12 protein-coding genes are annotated in these 17,876 nt (G+C 70.5%); 5 read left to right on the top strand and 7 right to left on the bottom strand.

Annotation, left to right across the window (positions count from 1 at the left end; all coding sequences use genetic code 11):
• Positions 1-114: 114 nt before the first annotated feature.
• A complete protein-coding gene (locus PV762_RS24255) occupies positions 115-582 on the bottom strand; it encodes a DUF1854 domain-containing protein (protein ID WP_421037565.1) in 468 nt (155 codons plus the stop codon).
• Between the two features lie 18 nt (positions 583-600).
• Positions 601-2,907: an ABC transporter ATP-binding protein gene (locus PV762_RS24250; protein ID WP_421037564.1), complete on the bottom strand. Its 2,307-nt coding sequence runs from the start codon at positions 2,905-2,907 to the stop codon at positions 601-603.
• A 193-nt stretch (positions 2,908-3,100) separates the two neighbouring features.
• On the opposite strand from PV762_RS24250, the gene cphA (PV762_RS24245) reads away from it, so the two are divergent.
• The 3 genes from cphA (PV762_RS24245) to PV762_RS24235 are packed head-to-tail and all read left to right on the top strand — an operon-like array spanning position 3,101 to position 10,040.
• The gene (cphA, locus tag PV762_RS24245) at positions 3,101-5,278 is read left to right on the top strand and encodes a cyanophycin synthetase (protein WP_421037563.1); all 2,178 of its coding nucleotides are present in this window, start codon (positions 3,101-3,103) and stop codon (positions 5,276-5,278) included.
• 56 nt (positions 5,279-5,334) lie between these two features.
• Positions 5,335-7,920, top strand: a complete 2,586-nt coding sequence (gene cphA, locus PV762_RS24240; RefSeq protein WP_421037562.1) for a cyanophycin synthetase — start codon at positions 5,335-5,337, stop codon at positions 7,918-7,920.
• Positions 7,920-10,040, top strand: a complete 2,121-nt coding sequence (locus PV762_RS24235) for an FUSC family protein (RefSeq protein WP_421037561.1) — start codon at positions 7,920-7,922, stop codon at positions 10,038-10,040. Before cphA (PV762_RS24240) ends, PV762_RS24235 begins: the two co-directional genes overlap by 1 nt.
• Positions 10,041-10,130: 90 nt before the next feature.
• On the opposite strand, the gene PV762_RS24230 is transcribed toward PV762_RS24235, so the two are convergent.
• The 5 genes from PV762_RS24230 to PV762_RS24210 all read right to left on the bottom strand — a co-directional run bounded on the left by PV762_RS24230 (position 10,131) and on the right by PV762_RS24210 (position 15,512).
• A complete protein-coding gene (locus PV762_RS24230) occupies positions 10,131-10,556 on the bottom strand; it encodes an Hsp20/alpha crystallin family protein (RefSeq protein ID WP_421037560.1) in 426 nt (141 codons plus the stop codon).
• A 61-nt stretch (positions 10,557-10,617) separates the two neighbouring features.
• Positions 10,618-11,130: an Hsp20/alpha crystallin family protein gene (locus tag PV762_RS24225; protein ID WP_421037559.1), complete on the bottom strand. Its 513-nt coding sequence runs from the start codon at positions 11,128-11,130 to the stop codon at positions 10,618-10,620.
• Positions 11,131-11,313: 183 nt separating this feature from the next.
• Positions 11,314-12,705, bottom strand: coding sequence for a c-type cytochrome (locus PV762_RS24220; RefSeq protein ID WP_421037558.1), 1,392 nt, complete (start codon positions 12,703-12,705; stop codon positions 11,314-11,316).
• Positions 12,702-13,430: a c-type cytochrome gene (locus PV762_RS24215; protein ID WP_421037557.1), complete on the bottom strand. Its 729-nt coding sequence runs from the start codon at positions 13,428-13,430 to the stop codon at positions 12,702-12,704. Before PV762_RS24215 ends, PV762_RS24220 begins: the two co-directional genes overlap by 4 nt.
• Positions 13,431-13,595: 165 nt before the next feature.
• Positions 13,596-15,512, bottom strand: a complete 1,917-nt coding sequence (locus tag PV762_RS24210; RefSeq protein ID WP_421037556.1) for a diguanylate cyclase domain-containing protein — start codon at positions 15,510-15,512, stop codon at positions 13,596-13,598.
• A gap of 106 nt (positions 15,513-15,618) precedes the next feature.
• Between PV762_RS24210 and PV762_RS24205 the strand changes: the two genes are divergently transcribed.
• A complete protein-coding gene (locus tag PV762_RS24205; protein WP_421037555.1) occupies positions 15,619-16,839 on the top strand; it encodes a low temperature requirement protein A in 1,221 nt (406 codons plus the stop codon).
• Complete coding sequence (locus PV762_RS24200) at positions 16,836-17,813, top strand: alpha/beta fold hydrolase (RefSeq protein WP_421037554.1); 978 nt, start codon at positions 16,836-16,838, stop codon at positions 17,811-17,813. The genes PV762_RS24205 and PV762_RS24200 overlap by 4 nt, the downstream gene beginning before the upstream one ends.
• The last annotated feature ends 63 nt before the right edge of the window (positions 17,814-17,876 follow it).

Genomic DNA, 17,876 nt, shown 5'->3' with positions numbered 1-17,876 from the left:
GGACGCTGGACGATTTGTCTTACGTTTACGTAAACGTCAATTGTAGGCCACCGCCGACCCGATCCAAGTACCGCAGAAATGCTTAAGCAACGGCCCGGGTGAGGGCCGTGCCAGTCAGAGGAAGCGCTCGAGCAGCTTGCGCGAATGCCGATCCAGCGCGAAGCGGTCCGGCACCAGGAAGTGCAGCCCGTGGGAGCTGGCGATCAGCAGGCGCCCTTCCCCGACGCGTCGGATGTCTTCCTCGCTCTTGAGGATGAACGCCGTCGTGCCGCGGTCGGTCTCGACGGTCCATTGGGACGGCGTCGAGAAGGTCGAGACCTCGAGCAGCTTCAGCACCGTCGGCGTCATCTCGCGATGGGCGAGTTCGTGTTGGAGCAGCTCGCGCTGCGCCTGCGGGAGATCGGCGATCCGCTCGATCCAGGCGATCTCGTGCCCGTCCGTGCCGACCAGCGAGAGGCCCTCCTCCGGCGCGCTCAGCGGATGCGCACGCACGGGCGTGACGTTGTCATGGGTCTGGCCGGCGTCGTCCACCAGCGTGAGCCGGCCGTAGGCGTTGCGCGCCAGGGTCTGGATGTTGTTCATGGAGAAACCTGCTCGCGATCAGGCCTGCGTGGCCGTGTGGACGTTGACGTTGGGCGCGACCACCACCACGTTGTCCTGCTCTTCCGCGTCGACGCGGCGGGCCTGCGCCTCCCACAGGCGCCAGTAGGCGCCCTGCTTGGCGATCAGTTCGTCGTGCGGCCCGACCTCGACGATCTCGCCGCGGTCCATCACCACCAGCCGGTCGGCCTTGCGCAGCGTCGACAGGCGGTGGGCGATCGCGATCGTCGTCCGGCCGCGGATCAGGTTGTCCAGCGCATTCTGGATCTCCTTCTCGGTCTCCGTGTCCACCGCCGAGGTGGCCTCGTCCATGATCAGGATGCGCGGGTCGATCAGCAGCGCCCGGGCGATCGAGATCCGCTGGCGTTCGCCGCCGGACAAGCCCTGACCCCGCTCGCCCACCAGCGAGTCGTACCCCTGCGGCAGCCGCAGGATGAATTCATGCGCGTGCGCGGCGCGGGCCGCGGCGACGATCTCCTCGCGCGTCGCCTCCGGCTTGCCGTAGGCGATGTTCTCCGCGATCGTGCCGAAGAACAGGAAGGGCTCCTGGAGCACCAGGCCGATGTGCCGGCGGAAGTCCGCCAGCCGGAAGCGGCGCAGGTCGACGCCGTCGAGCTTGATCGCGCCTTCGGTCACGTCGTAGAAGCGGCAGATCAGGTTGACCATCGTGCTCTTGCCCGAGCCGCTGTGCCCGACCAGCCCGATCATCTCGCCCGGCTTGATCTCCAGGTTGAGATCGCGGATCACCGTCCGGTTGCCGTAGCGGAATCCGAGGTTCTGCAGCGACAGTCCGCCCTCGATCTTGTCCAGCACCACCGGCTGCGCCGGCTCCGGCACGTTGGAATGGTGGTCGAGGATGTCGAAGATCCGCTTGGCGCCCGAGGCCGCCTTCTGCGTCACCGACACGATCCGGCTCATCGAGTCCAGCCGCGAGTAGAAGCGGCCGATGTAGGCCAGGAAGGCGGTCAGCGTACCCACCGTGATCTGCGAATGCGCGATCAGCCAGATGCCGAAGGCCCAGACGACCAGCAGGCCGATCTCCGTCAGCAGCGAGACGCTGGGCGTGAACAGGCTCCAGGTCTTGTTGAGCCGGTCGTTGACGACCAGGTTGTGCTTGTTGGCGGTGCGGAAGCGTTCGGCCTCGCGGCGCTCCTGCGCGAAGGCCTTCACCACGCGGATGCCGGGAATCGTGTCCGCCAGCACCGAGGTCACCTCGCCCCAGACCCGGTCGATCTTCTCGAAGCCGGTGCGCAGCCGGTCCCGCACCAGATGGATCAGCCAGGCGATGAAGGGCAGCGGCACCAGCGTGGCCAGCGCCAGCCACGGATTCGTGTGGAACAGGATCGCCGTGATCATCGCCAGCATCAGGCAGTCGGTGATGAAGTCCAGCGCGTGCAGCGACAGGAACACGCTGATCCGGTCGGTCTCCGAGCCGATGCGGCTCATCAGGTCGCCGGTCCGCTTCGAGCCGAAGTACTCCAGCGACAGGCCCAGCAGGTGGTCGAAGGTGGCCGTGCGCAGGTCGGCGGCGATGCGCTCCGACACCAGCGCCAGGATGTAGGTCTTGGCCCAGCCCAGGATCCAGGACACGATCGCCGCCCCGAACAGCCCGCCCAGGTACATGAGCACCAGGCCGGTGTCGATCTGCTTGCCCTGCTGGAAGGGGATGAGGACGTCGTCCATCAGGGGCATCGCCAGGTAGGGCGCCACCAGCGTCGCGCCCGTCGCACCCAGCATCAGCAGGAAGCCCAGCAACAGCTGACCCCGGTACGGACCGGCGAAACGCCACAGCCTCAGCAGCACCCAGGTCGACGGCGGCGTGTGCAGCTCGCGGGCGCAGGAGGGGCATTCCTCGCTGTCCTCCGGCAGCACGGCCTGGCAGCTCGGGCAGAGCTCGGGCTCCTCCTCCAGGCGGGCCTCGACCTCGTCGCGGCGGTTGAAGGCATCCTGGAAGCGCTGGGCCTGCAGGTTGGCCTTCATCGTGAAGCGCCACTGGGCCAGCCGGCCGTCGGCGTCCATCAGCTCCAGCGCGCCCAGCCCGGCGTGGTCGGACAGCACCAGGGTCAGGTCGGGCGTCAGCGGCCATTCCCGGAAGACCGGGGCGCCGTCCGGATCCCCGGAGGCCTCCAGCGACAGCAGCCGTTGATCCGTGAGTCGCAGACCGCCCGCCGAGAAGCGCAGGCGCCCGTCCAGGTCAACCTCCAGCGAGGCCCGGACGTTCTCGCCACGCCGCAGGCGTGTTTCGAAAGCCTCGACGGCCGGAACGCCGCCGGCACCGGCCAACGCGACAGGATGTGAATGCTGCATTTTTGATTCTTCTGGCGATCTGCGAAACGTTGAGTTTCTTCGAGACTTTTCTGCCGCCGCCCCCCAACGGGGCAAGACCCGGTCCAGCCGGGTCGTGGCATGTTTCGCACAATTTTCGCTTAAGCGCACAATTGTGCTTCGCATCATTGTCCGGTGGTCCGCCGGGCGACCCTCTTCCACGTTTCCACCCCTCATGAGCCGACACGACGACATCAAGCTCCTGCGCATCAACTACCTGCGCGGCCCCAACATGTGGACCTACCGTCCGGTGCTGGAAACCTGGCTGGACCTGGGTGGCCTGGAAGAACACCCCTCCCACCTGATCCCTGGCTTCACCGACCGCCTGTGCAAGCGCCTGCCGGCGCTGGAAGAGCACCACTGCGGCGTCGGCGAGCGCGGCGGCTTCCTGCAGCGCCTGACCGAGGGCACCTGGATGGGCCATGTGCTGGAGCACATCGTCATCGAGCTGCTCAACCTGGCCGGCATGCCGACCGGGTTCGGCCAGACGCGCTCCACCTCGAAGCACGGCGTCTACCGCATGGTCTTCCGCGCCCGCGACGAGCAGGTCGCCCGCTGCGCGCTCGAACAGGGCCATGCGCTGCTGATGGCCACCATCAACGGCGACGACTTCAACGTCGACGCCGCCGTCGCGGCGATCCGCGACAAGCTCGACGACTGCTACCTCGGCCCGTCGACCGCCGCCATCGTGGCCGCGGCGACCGACCGCCGCATCCCCCACATCCGCCTGAACGACGGCAACCTGGTGCAGCTGGGCTACGGCGCGCGCCAGCGCCGCATCTGGACGGCCGAGACCGACATGACCAGCGCGATCGCCGAGGGCATCGCGCGCGACAAGGACCTGACCAAGGAACTGCTGAAGTCGGTCGGCGTGCCGGTGCCGGCCGGCCAGGCGGTCAAGACCGCCGCCGAGGCCTGGGACGTCGCCCAGGACCTGGGCCTGCCGGTCGTCGTGAAGCCGTCCGACGGCAACCACGGCCGCGGCGTCACGCTGGACCTGCGCCATGAGGCCGACGTCGAGGCCGCCTTCCACGTCGCCGACAAGGAAGGCTCGGAAGTGCTGGTCGAACGCTACATCCCCGGGATGGAGCACCGGCTGCTGGTCGTCGGCGGCCAGGTGGTCGCCGCCGCCCGCGGCGAGGAAGCCTGGGTCACCGGCGACGGCACGCACACCGTCGTCGAGCTGATCGACCTCCAGATCAACACCGACCCGCGCCGCGGCACGACCGAGGACTTCCCGCTCAACCGCATCGACATCACCGACGACCCGGTCGTGCTGCTGGACCTGCAGCGCCAGGGCCTGACCGGCGACGGCGTGCCCGAGACCGGCCAGCGCGTGCTGATCCAGCGCAACGGCAACGTCGCGATCGACTGCACCGCGCAGATCCATCCGGAAGTGGCGCACGCGGTGTCGCTGGCGGTGCGCACCGTCGGCCTGGACATCGCCGGCGTCGACCTGGTCTGCAGCGACATCTCCAGGCCGCTGTCCGAGACCGGCGGCGCCATCGTCGAAGTGAACGCCGGCCCCGGCCTGCTGATGCACCTGAAGCCGGCCGAGGGCATGCCCCAACCGGTGGGCCAGGCCATCATCGACCACCTGTTCGCCGAGGATGAGAGCGGCCGCATCCCCATCGTGGGCGTGGCGGGCTCGCGCGGCACGGCGCAGATCGCGCGCCTGGTCGGCTGGCTGCTGCACCTGAACGGCCGCCACGTCGGCCTGGCCTGCGGCGACGGCCTGTTCCTGGGCACCCGCCGCGTGGAGCGCAAGCCCAGCGCGACCTGGGCCGCCAGCCACCGCCTGCTGATGAACCGCGCGGTCGACGCCATCGTGGTCGAGAACGGCGCCGGCACCATCCTGGGCGACGGCCTGGCCTACGACCGCTGCCAGGTGGGCGTCGTCACCGACCTGGGCCGCGTGGCCGAGCTCGACCACCACGACATCCAGACCGAGGACCAGCTCTTCAAGGTCCTGCGCACGCAGGTGGACGTGGTGCTGTCCGACGGCGTCGCCGTGCTGAACGCCGACGAGGCCCGGGTGGCCGCGATGGCCGAGCTGTCCGACGGCGAAGTGATCCTCTACGCGCTGGACGCCGGCAACGCCGCGCTGACCGAGCACCGCGGCAAGGAAGGCCGCGGGGTGTTCCTGCGCGGCGGCGCCGCGATGCTGGCGCAGGGCACCTCGGAGACCTCCGGCGCCAACGTCGAATCGCTGCAGGCCCGCTTCCGCGCGGTCGGCCAGGAAATCGCGACCGACGCGGTGCTGGCCGCCGTCGCGACCGGCTGGGCCATGGGCATCTCGCCCGAGCTGATCTCGGCCGGCCTGGATACCTTCGTGCCGGACCTGCCGCAGTAAGCCGCCCCGCTTCGCGATTGCCCCTTCAAAGAACAGTCGAACCCGAAAGACGACAGATGGAAGTCTCCCGCACACGCGCCCTCCGCGGCCCCAACATGTGGAGCCGCCACACCGCCATCGAGGCGGTCGTGCACTGCAGCGACATGGAACGCACGATCGCGGACATGGCCGGCTTCGAGGCCCGCCTGCGCGAACGCTTCCCCGGCATCGGTCCGCTGCGGCCGGCCAGCAGCGCCAAGACGCCGATCACGCTGGCCCACGTGCTGGAGCAGGCCGCGCTGGCGCTGCAGGCGCAGGCCGGCTGCCCGGTGACCTACAGCCACACGCACACCACGTCGGAGGACGGCACCTACCAGGTCGTCGTCGAGTACAGCGAGGAAGACGTCGGCCGCGCCGCGTTCGAGAAGGCCGTCGAGCTGATCAACGCCGCGCAGTCGGGCGCCGCCTTCGACGCCGACGCCGCCGTCAAGGCGCTGCGCGAGACGGACGAGGACATCCGCCTCGGCCCCTCGACCGGCTCCATCGTCGACGCCGCCTGCAAGCGCGGCATCCCGTTCCGCCGCCTGACGCAGGGCTCGCTGGTGCAACTGGGCTGGGGCGTCAAGCAGCGCCGCATCTGGGCCGCCGAAGTCGATGCGACCAGCGCCGTCTCCGAATCGATCGCGCAGGACAAGGACCTGTCCAAGCGCCTGCTGCAGTCGGCCGGGGTGCCGGTGCCCATCGGCGCGCCGGTGGAGACCGTCGACCAGGCCTGGGAACTGGCGCTGGAGATCGGCCTGCCGGTCGTGGTCAAGCCGCTGGACGGCAACCAGGGCAAGGGCGTGACGGTCAACGTCGCCTCGCGCGAGCACATGGAGATCGCCTACAAGGCCGCGGACGAGATCGGCACGGTGATGGTCGAGAAGTTCCTGCCCGGCAGCGACTACCGGCTGCTGGTCGTCGGCGACAAGCTGGTGGCCGCGGCCCGCCGCGATCCGCCCAACGTGACCGGCGACGGCGTGCACACGGTGCGCCAGCTGGTCGACAAGGTCAACGAGGACCCGCGCCGCGGCGACGGTCACGCGACCTCGCTGACCAAGATCCGCCTGGACGACATCGCGATCGCGCGCCTGGACCTGCAAGGCCTGACCCCGGAGTCGGTGCCGGACAAGGGCCAGCGCGTGATCCTGCGCAACAACGCCAACCTGTCCACCGGCGGCACCGCCACCGACGTGACCGACGACGTGCATCCGGAAGTCGCCGCGCGCGCGATCGCCGCGGCGACGGTCGTCGGCCTGCACGTCTGCGGCGTCGACGTCGTGGCCGAGAGCGTGCTCAAGCCGCTCGAAGAGCAGAGCGGCGGCATCGTCGAGGTCAATGCCGCGCCGGGACTGCGCATGCACCTGAGCCCCTCCTACGGCAAGGGCCGCGACGTGGGCGAGGCCATCATCTCCAGCATCTACGGCGGCAACCGCGGTGCCGCGAGCGAGGACGGCCGCATCCCCATCGTGGCGGTGACCGGCACCAACGGCAAGACGACGACCTCGCGCCTGGTGGCGCACATGTTCGCGACGCAGGGCCTGCGCGTGGGCATGACCAACACCGACGGTGTCTACGTCGACGGCCGCCAGACCGACAGCGGCGACTGCTCCGGCCCGAAGAGCGCCCGCAACGTGCTGATGCATCCGGACGTGGAAGCGGCGGTCTTCGAGACCGCGCGCGGCGGCGTGCTGCGCGAGGGCCTGGGCTTCGACCGCTGCCAGGTGGCGGTGGTGACCAACCTCGGCGAGGGCGACCACCTCGGCATGAACTTCCTCAACACCGTCGAGGAACTGGCGCTGGTGAAGCGCGTGATCGTGCAGAACGTGGCGGCCAACGGCTACGCGGTGCTGAACGCCGCCGACCCGGTCGTGGCCAAGATGGCCGACGTCTGCCCGGGCCAGGTGATCTTCTTCGCGAGCGACCGCCATCACCCGCTGATGGCGACGCACCGCGCGCAGGGCAAGCGCTGCGTCTATATCGACGGCGACGCGCTGGTCGCGGCGCAGGGCGCGTGGCGCGAATCGATCCCGCTGCGCGACATCCCCTTCACCCGCGGCGGCGCGATCCCGTTCCAGAACGAGAACGCGATGGCCTCGGTGGCGGCAGCCTGGGGCGTGGGCCTGGACTGGGACACGATCCGGCGCGGGCTGGCGAGCTTCATGAGCGATCCGGACAGCGTGCCGGGCCGCTTCAACGTGATGGACTATCGCGGCGCGACGGTGATCGCCGACTACGGCCACAACGGCGACGCGATGCGCGCGCTGGTGCAGGCGGTGCAGGCGCTGCCGGCCAACAGGCGCTCGGTGGTGATCTCCGGCGCCGGCGACCGCCGCGACGAGGACATCCGCATCCAGACGCAGATCCTGGGCGAGGCCTTCGACGAGGCCATCCTGTTCCAGGACGCCTGCCAGCGCGGCCGCGAGGACGGTGAAGTCCTGGCGCTGCTGCAGCAGGGGCTGAAGGGCGCGACGCGGACCAAGCACATCGAGGAGATCCGCGGCGAGTTCGTCGCGATCGACCGTGCGCTGGAGCGTCTGCAGCCGGGCGACCTCTGCCTGGTGCTGGTCGACCAGGTCGAAGAGGCCCTGGCCCATCTGAACCAGCGCGTCCGGGAAGCCTGATGGCGGCCGGTCGCTGGCGTCACTGGCCGGCGCACTGGTGGAACGGCCTCAGCGTCGCCCTCGGGGTCATGCTGGTGCAGGTGATCGTGTCGCATGCGGCCCCGGCCGAGCTGTCGCACGTCGCCTCGCAGCTGGCGATGGCCTGCGCCATCTGCGCCAGCCTGGCCGATCTGCCGGGCAGCGTCCGGCGCAACCGCAACCGCGTGCTCACCGCCGGCGGCATGACGCTGCTGGCCGTGGGGCTGGTGGCGGTCCTGCATCCGTACCACGGCGCGATGGGCGCGCTGGTGGCGGTGCTCGCCTTCGGCAGCGCGATGCTGCTGAGCTGGGGCCCGCGCGCGGGGCCGGTGTCCTTCGCGCCCATCCTGGCGATGGTGTTCGCGCTCGCGTGGCCGCCGCAGCCGTTGATGATCGTGCTGGCGAGCGGCGCGGCGGGCATCGGGCTCTACCTCGTGTGGAGCGTGCTCTCCAGCGCCTTCCTGCAGCGGCGGTTCCATCGGCTCGCGCTGGCGGAGGCGCTGCACGGGCTCGCGCAGCTGATGAGCGCGCGGGCCGAGCTGCTCGGCAGCGGCGGCGCGGCGCATGCGATGCGCGACTGGCTGGGCAACGAGGCGCAGCTGGCGGAACTGCTGCAGACGGCGCGCGATCAGGTATTCCCTCGTGCGAAGACGGATCCGCGGAGCGCGGCGGTGCTGCTGCACGTCGTGGAGCTCCGCGATCTGATGCTGGCGAGCCGGCTGGACCTGGAACTGCTGGGCGAGGATCCCGTCGGCCAGCACATGCGCACGGCGCTGGTCAGCCGACTGCGCGCGCTGGCGGTGCTGCTGGATGAATACCGCGATGCGCTGCTCGACGAGCGCGCTCCGGCGATGAACACGGTGCGTCCGACGCAATGGCCGGATCTGCCGCCGCAGGATCCGCGCACGCGTCTGCAGCTCGTGCTGCAGGATCGGCTGTCCCATCTGGACGGCGAAGTGCTGGCGATGGGCCGTGCGCTCGATGCTTCCCTGCCCTTGCCGCCGCTGGCGCTGGACGCCGGTGAACTGCGGAACTTCGTGACGCCCGTCGGCTGGCCGATCGGTCTGCTGAAGGCGCAGATCAACCTCGACTCGCCGGTGATGCGGCATGCGCTGCGCAGCGCGCTGGCGCTGTCATCGGCCTACTTCATCGCGCTCGCGCTGCCCTGGGCCTCGCACCCGCACTGGCTGGTGCTGTCCGTCGCGGTGGTGCTGCGCGGCAGCCTCGACCAGACGCTGGAGCGCCGCAACATGCGGGTGCTCGGCACGGCGATCGGCTGCGGGCTGATGCTGGCGCTGTCGCTGATCCCCAACCAGACGCTGTGGATCGTGGTGCTGCAGATCGCCGTCGGCATCGCGCACGCGTTCGTCACGCGCCGCTACCTGATCACGGCGATCGCGGCCACGGTGATGGCGCTGCTGCAGTCGCATCTGGCGGATCCGACCCATGGGATCGCCATCTCCGAGCGGCTGGCGGACACGGTGCTGGGCGCGATCCTGGCCTGGGCGTTCAGCTATGTGCTGCCGGCGTGGGAGCGCCGCAACCTGCCGCGCGCGCTCAAGCGGGCGCGCGGCGCGCTGCAGCAGTACGCCATGCAGGCGATGACCGCGGCGATGACGCCGGCCGGTGCGCTCACGCAGCGGATGGCGCGGCGTCAGGCCTACGACGCGCTCGCGGCGCTGTCGGCGGCCCTGACGCGCAGCGCCGCCGAACCGCGCCGCGTGCGTCCGCCGCTGCAGGAGCTGAACATGGTGCTCGACCACGGGTACCGACTGATGGCGCATCTGTCGATGATGCGCCAGAGCCTGATGCGCCGCGCCAAGGACCTCGACGCCGGCTTCCTGGCCGAATTGCCGGAGTCGGCCAAGCGCCTGCAGCGAGCGCTCGCGGGCCAGGAGCCCGTGCCGCACGCAGTGCAGGCATTGCAGGACTGGAGCCTGCTCCCCGACGTCGGGCCACTGGAAGACCTTCGCCCGTGGATGCGGCGCCGCTTGCAAGTGAGCCTGGACGACGCCGCCCGCGCGGGCGAGGCGGCCGATGCGGCTTTCGCCGCGATGTCCGCGCCGCCGGAGCCGGACGTGACGCTGTCGCGTCTCCAGTGATTCCGCCTCTTACTCCCTCTCCCGCCTGCGGGAGAGGGATGGGGTGAGGGCCAGCGGTGGTGGAAGGCCTGAAGCGTTCCCGGTCTTCGATCAGCCCAGCTTGATCTCGATCTTGCGCGGTTGCGCATGCGCGGCCTTGGGGATGCGCACGCGCAGCACGCCATTGCTCAGCTCCGCGCCGATCTGGTCGGCATCCAGTTCCTTGCTCAGCGTGAACGCACGGCGATAGAACTGGCGCGACACCTCGACGTGGCCGGCCTTCAGGCCGTCGGGCAGGTCGAGCTGCATCTCGGCTTCGATGATCAGGCGGTCCTTCTCGACGCGCAGCTGAAGCTGCTCGCGCGGCACGCCGGGCAGGTCGGCGAAGAGGGTCAGCCCTTGCGCGTCCTCGGTCACGTCGACGGCGGGCTGGATCGCGTAGTCATCGCGACGGCGCGCGGTCGGCGCGGCGGTGGAAGCGCTGGTCTTCACTTGCTCGGCCGCATCGGCGGCGGGGGTGTGCACGGCAGTGGTCATGGTGTTCTTTCGAATCGGGTTCGGTTCGTGTCTGGAATCGGCGGACGTCGGAATCCGCGACTCAATGGATGGCGATGCGGCGCGGCTGCGGCGCGGGGCGGCGCTTGACGCTGACGCGCAGCACGCCGTCCTTGTAGGAGGCCGAGACCTGTTCCGGATCGATGTCGTCGGGCAGGGTGACCACGCGGCGGAACTTGCCGGCGAAACGCTCACGCTGATGGACGACGGTCTTGTCGGCCGCCTGGGCGCTGGGGGCGACGGGCTCGCCTTCTGCAGCGGCGGCGGCCGCCGCCGGGGTCGCGGTGGCGCTTTCGGTGCCTGCGGACAGCGAGGACGCACGCTCACCGGACAGGCTCAGCACGCCGCGGTCCAGGTCGACGCCGATGGAGGCGGGATCCAGGCCGGGAGCGAAGGCATAGACCTCCACGGCTTCCGGCGACAGGCCGACGTTCAGGGCCGGGTAGCCGACGCGCGAGGTCGCACGGCCGGCGGTGGATTCGAACAGGCCGCTCATCTCCCGCTGGAAGCGGTCGAGGTCGTTGAACAGCGCACGGGCAAACAGTTGACGGGACATGCGGGGCTCCTTGGCATCCTGCGGGTGGGTCGCGGCGGAACGTCGTCCGCCATGCATCCCAAACTAGGTGCGAGAAGCGGGGCTTCAAGATCTTGAAATCAAGGGTGGCCCGTCCCCATATGGCGCGCCCACCGCGCGAGCCGGCGCACCTTCTGTGTGTTTTCCCGCCCCCCCCGCGCCTGCTCATTTCAAGCGCAGCACTTCCTGCTCCGTCACCGCCGACGCCTGGTTCCCCCAGCTCTGCCGGATCACCGTCGCGACGGCGGCCATCTCGGCTGCCGTGAGCGCCTGCCGCAGCGGCGGCATGCCGTACGGACGCGGGTGACCCGGCGTCGTCGGCGCGTAGCCGCCGTCGGCCAGCATCTGCAACACGTTCTGCGGCGCCTCCAGCGTCACCGTCCGGTTGCCCGCGAGCGGCGGATAGGCCGGTTCGCCAGCGATCTGCCGCCCCTGCCCCTGATCGCCATGGCAGTCGGCGCAGTGCTTGGCGTACACCTGACGGCCGAGTTCCATCTGTCCGGACGAGGCCGGCTTGAACTCGACCGCGGCCGGTCCCTCGCGCGGCAGGCCGCGGAGGTACACGGCCATCGCTTGAGCGTCGTCGTCGGTCAGATGCTGGAGGCTCTCCGCGACGACGTCCGCCATCGGCCCGAGCGCCGCGCCTTTGGGGGACCAGCCGGTGCGCAGCCACGAACGGACCTCTGCCTCCGACCAGTCCTGCACGCCCGCCGCATGCGGATCGGCCAGCGAGGGCGCCACCCATCCCTGTACGCCGACCCAGCCGCCGCGCAGTCCGGCCGCGTCGCGCAACGCGCCGAGCCGGTTGCGCGGCGCGTGGCATTCGGCGCAGTGGCCGACCGCCTGGACGAGGTAGCGGCCCCGCGCCAGGCTGGTCAGGCTGGCCGCGCCCTGCGTCGCGCCGCGATCGACGCCCGGCTCGTCATGCGACGGTGCGTCGCCCGGCGTGAAGTACATCAGCCGCCACACCGCCAGCGCGGACTGCCAGCGGTAGGGCCAGCCGAGCTGATGCGGCGGCGTCGTCCGCGTCACCGCGGGCTGCTGCCGCAGCCACGCGAAGATCGCATCGGCGTCTTCGCGCGTCATCGCCGTGTAGCTCGTGTACGGGAAGGCCGGATAGAGCAGCCGCCCGTCGCGGCTGCGACCGTGGTGCATCGCGCGCCAGAAGTCGTCGGCGCTCCAGCGGCCGAGTCCGGTCCCGGGATCGGGGGTGAGGTTGCTGCTGAACAGCGTTCCGAACGGCGTGCCGAGCGGCAGTCCGCCGGCCAGCGGCGCGCCGCCGCGCGGGCTGTGACAACCGGCGCAGTTGGCGACGCGGGCCAGGTAAGCGCCGCGAGCGATCAATGCGGGGCTGGTGTCCTGCGCTCCGGATGGCGCAGGCCGTCCCGACAGCCAGAGCTCCCGACCCCACGCGCCGGCAAGCAGCAGCCCGCCCATCAGCGGGACCGCGATCGCGAGGCCGATCAGCAGGCGCACGAACGTCCTCATCGGTGCCGCGCTGGACGTCGCGCTGCGGGTGTCGCCGGCGGTTTCCCGAGAGATCGGATCCCCACTCATGGCGCCAGCCCTCCGCATTGCACCGGCAACGGCGTCGCCGACGGCGGCTCCGGATGCGCGCCGGCGGGCTTCGCGGCGAGCCAGTTCGCGACGATCGCGATGTCGTCGGTCGACAGCGCCTTCGCCACATCGGACATGCAGTCCGGCGCATGGGCCCGACGCAAGCCGCCGCGCCACGCGCCGAGCTGTCCGACGAGGTAGTCGCGCGGAAGCCCCAGCAGCCCCGGGACCCCAGGCTCGCGCCCCGCCATCGACGGCCCGTGGCAAGCCGTGCACGCCGGCACCTTGCGCGCCGGATCGCCCTGCAGGATCAGCCGTTCCGCGCGCGCCTGCTGCTCCGCGTTCAGCCCCGACGGTCCCGGCGCCGGATACGGCACGTCGAGCGCGGCGAAGTAGCCGGCGATCTCGCGCAGATAGTCGTCGCTCATGTTGCGCAGCAGACCGGCCATCAGCGCGTGCTGCCGGCGACCGTCGCGGAAGCTCTGCAGCTGGTTGAAGAGGTAGCCCGACGGCTTGCCGGCGAGGCGAGGGAAGTAGCCCTGTGTCGTCGCCCGTCCCTGCGCGCCGTGACACAGCGTGCAGGCCTGGACGCGCTCGCCGATGTCGTTGGTGAGCGGACGCAATGGCCGCGTCGCGGGATCGGCGAGGACGGGATCGATGGCGGAAAGTCCCAGGCCCAGCACAGCGGCGATGAGGACACCCGGGAGGAATCGGGAGTTCTGCATCGGACCATCATCGCCGATCGCCGCCGCACGCGCCGACCGGCGGCCTCGTCCGTTCGGCCACGTCTTTCGGCCACGTCTTTCGGCCACGTCTTTCGGCCAGATTGTTCAGCGTCGACGGTCAACGCCGGCCGTCGGCGCTCTGCGGTCGGGCGTCAGCGTCAACCGTCAGCGCCGCTGGTCCGATCCGGGCCATCGCACGGCGACCCAGCCGTCGCGGCCCTGGTGCTTGGCCTGGTAGAGCGCGCGGTCGGCGAGTTCGATCAGGTCCGTCGCCGGCACCTCGCCGTCGGCGACGCTGGCGATGCCGATGCTCGCGGTGATCGCGACGCCCGCCGGCTGCGCGGCCCGGATCGCATCGACGATCTTGGCCGCGACCTGCTCGGCTTCCTCGGCCCGGTGCAGGCCCTCGAGCACCGCGACGAACTCGTCGCCCGAGATGCGCGCCACGTGGTCGCTGCCCCGCACCGCGCGCCGCAGCACGGTGGCGAAGTCCCGCAGCACCGTGTCGCCGACGCCGTGACCGTGCGTGTCGTTGATGGCCTTGAAGTGGTCGATGTCCAGGAACAGCAGCGCCAGCACCCGCCCCTCCCGCGCCTGACGGCGCTGCCGGGCGAGCGCGCTGACCAGCGCCTGGTCGAACTCGCGCCGGTTCGGCAATCCCGTGAGCGCATCCGAGCTGGCCAGCCGCGCGAGTTGCGCCTCCGCCTGCTTCATCACCGTGATGTCGATGGACAGCGTGAAGATGCCCGCCACGCGCCCGTCCGGACCGGCGTCCGGCACGTAGATCGCGCGCAGGTGCCGCTGCTTGCCGAGCAGGGTCGAGGTGATTTCGAACTCGACGCGCTCGCCGCCCAGCGCCAGCGCGAGCTGCGCGCTGCGCTGGCTGGTGCTCGCGACGCCGAAGACCTCGTCGATGTGCAGGCCCAGGGCCGCCTGCGGATCGAGGCCGAACCAGGTCCGCATCGTCTCGTTGGTGTAGCGCAGCTTGCGGTCCGCGTCGATATAGGTGATGAAGACCGGCAGGTTGTCGGTGATCGCCTTCATCCGGCGCTCGCTGGCGGCGACCGCCGCCTCGGCGCGCTTGCGCTCGGTGATGTCCATCGAGCAGGCGTAGAAGCCCGCGACGCGGCCGCGGGCGAGTTCGGGGACGAAGCTCTGGTGGAAATGGAGGGTCTCGCCGTCGATCACCTGCTCCGCGTCGAAGGCCACCGCCTCGCCGTTCATCACGCGCTCGATGAACGGCCGCAGCTTCTCGACGCCTTCCACGCCGCGCAATTCGTCCAGCGTCTTGCCGAGCAGGCTGGCGGGATCGGCGTGGAGCACGCGGCCGACCGCCGCGTTGGCGAAGCGAAGTCGGCCGTTGCCGTCGAAATGGCTGATCAGCGCCGGCACGTTGTCGGCGATGCCGCGCAGGCGCTTCTGGGCCCGCAGCAGGTCGCGCGAGCGCAGCAGCACCTGCGAGGTCGACATCACGGCGAACAGCGCCAGCATCGCCAGGCCGGCGAGCAGCAGGAACTCGGTCTTGCCGGCCTCGCTGGCCAGCCGCTCGCTGATGGCGGCGCGCTCGGCCCGCAGCGACGACGTGAGTTCGCCCAGCAGGTCGCGCAGCTCGTCCATGTGGTGCAGGCCCTGGTCGCCGAGCACCAGCTCCAGCGCCTCCTCGTGGCGACCGGAATCGTGCAGACGGATCGTCTGGTTCATCTCGGTCATCTTGAGCTGTACCAGCTCGCGGATGCGGGCCAGCTTGGGCAGGTGGGCGGGATCGTCGTCGCGGGCCAGCAGCTCCTCCAGGCGCCGGTCGAGGTTGCGGACGGCGTCGCGATAGGGCTGCAGGTAACCGGCGCGCTGGGTCAGCAGGTAGCCGCGCTGGCCGGTCTCGGCGTTGAGCAGGTCCTCCATCAGCAGCGTCATTGCCGGCACGACGGTGTTGATGCGGTCGGCGCGGCGCAGGTCGTCGAGCGTCGTGCGGGCGCGCCAGGCCAGCAGCGCCACGATCACCGCCATTGCCAGCAGCGTCGCGATCAGCAGGCCCACGCCGCGACCGAGGCTGCTGCGGTGGAGGGGCTCGGCGGAAGGACGCATGCGAGGTGTCGGGCGGGTCGGTCGATTATGGGGAGGGGCGTGCGATTGGCGTCAAGCCGACATCGGTTCCGGTGACCGGCTGGTGCACGCATGCGACAGTCCGGGCATGTCCGCCATTCCCCTCCTGCGCCGTCCCGACCCGCACGGCCACGCGAAAGTCAGCTTCGTCGAGCTGTTCTTCGACCTCGTTTTCGTCTTCGCTGTCACGCAGCTGTCGCACACCCTGATCGGCCACTTCGCGCAGGAGGGCGTCACGCTGCCCGGAGCGCTGCAGACCGGTTTCCTGATGGCGGCGGTCTGGTGGGTGTGGATCTTCACCTCCTGGGTGACCAACTGGCTGGACCCGGAACGCCTGCCGGTGCGCGTCTGCCTCTTCGCGATGATGCTGGCGGGGCTGCTGATGTCGGTCTCGCTGCCGCAGGCTTTCGGGGAGCGGGCGCTGATGTTCGCGCTCTCCTTCACGGCGATCCAGGTCGGGCGGACGCTGTTCTTCCTCTGGGCGGCCCGCGGGGCGGACGAGGTCCTGGTGCGCAACTTCCAACGCATCGGGGCGTGGCTGGCGGTGTCGGCGGTGCTGTGGATCGCCGGGGCGTTGACCCCGTCGCTGCGGGTGCCGCTGTGGGTGGCGGCACTGGCGATCGAGGTCGTCGGTCCCTCGGCCGGTTTCTTCGTGCCGGGCCTGGGGCGCTCGACGACGGCGGACTGGACGATCTCCGGCGGTCACCTGGCCGAGCGCTGCGCGCTCTTCGTGATCATCGCGCTGGGCGAGTCGCTGCTGGTGACGGGCGCGACCTTCGCGGAGGAGCCGCTGACGACGATGAGCCTGCTGGCCTTCCTGGTGTCCTTTGCCGGCAGCATCGCGCTGTGGTGGCTGTACTTCGACACGACCAACGAGTTCGCGACGGGCCGCATCGTCCACAGCGACGACCCGGGACGGCTGGCGCGGCTGGCCTACACCTACATCCACCTGCCGATCGTGGCGGGGATCATCGTCAACGCGGCGGCGGATGAATTCGTCCTGGCGCATCCGGACGGTCACACGGACCTGAAGACGGCGCTGTGCCTGCTGGGCGGCGTGGCGCTCTACGTGATCGGCGTGGGGCTGTTCAAGCGCACGGTGGTCGGGCGCTGGCCGTGGTCGCACGGCGTGGCGGTGCTGGTGCTGGCCGCGGCGGGGCCGTTCGTGCACGACTGGTCGCCGGTCGCGACCAGCGCCTTCGCCTGCGCGGTGCTGGTGGCGCTCGCGGCGTGGGAGCGGCGCTCGCGGGCGATGTGTCTCGTTCCCGACAGCGGGGACGAGGACGACGCGCCTAGCATCGGCGCATGAGCGCGCCCTCCTCCACTGCCGGCTCCGTCGGCGCTTCCGCCTTCGCGGCGGACTTCACCGTCGAGCCGCATCCGGCCGATGCCTTGTTCCCTGCGTCGACACGGCGGCTCTCCGTAGAGACCGAGCCCGGCGTGCGCATCCATGCGCGCGTGTGCGGCGAAGGTCCGCCGCTGCTGCTGATCCACGGCCATCCGCAGACGCTGGTGATCTGGCATCGCGTGCTTCCGGAGTTGGCGGCGCGTTTCACCGTCGTGATGCCGGACCTGCGCGGGTATGGCGATTCGTCGAAGCCGAAGGGCGATCAGGACCACGGCAACTACAGCAAGCGCCGCATGGCGCAGGATCTGATCGCGGTGATGGGGGCGCTCGGGCATGCGCGCTTCCGGGTGCTCGCGCACGATCGCGGGGCGCGCGTCGCGCACCGGATGGCGGCGGATCATCCGACGGCGGTCGAACGCCTCGCGCTGCTGGACATCGCACCGACGCTGGCGATGTACGAGCAGACGACCGAGGCCTTCGCGCGGGCGTACTGGCACTGGTTCTTCCTGATCCAGCCGGAGCCGATGCCGGAACGGCTCATCGAAGCCGATCCGGCGGCGTACGCGCTGGACGTGATGGGCAGGCGACATGCGGGCCTGTCGGCCTTCGATCCGCGCGCGTTCGCCGAGTACCAGCGCGCGCTGGCACTACCTGGCACCGCGCACGGCATGTGCGAGGACTATCGGGCGGCGGCGGGCGTCGACCTCGCGCACGACCGCGCGGACCGCGACGTCGGCGCGAAGCTGGCGATGCCGCTGCGCGTGTACTGGGGCGCGCAGGGCGTGGTGGCGAAGTGCTTCGAGCCGCTGAAGGAATGGCAACGTGTCGCGGCGGACGTCGACGGCGGGCCGCTGCCCTGCGGTCACTACATCCCGGAGGAAGCGCCGGACGAGTTGCTTGCGGCGGTGATGCCGTTCCTCATCGAGGGGCTTTGAGCGAAGCGGCCGCGAGGACCGTTAGGCTGCACCCATTGCAGTGTCCGACGTGGACGGAGTGAC

This window comes from Mitsuaria sp. CC2, from assembly GCF_048957715.1.
Classification (GTDB): Bacteria; Pseudomonadota; Gammaproteobacteria; order Burkholderiales; family Burkholderiaceae_C; genus Roseateles.
The sequence above is the reverse complement of the archived record's forward strand: the minus strand, read 5'-3'. Positions and strand labels throughout refer to the sequence as shown.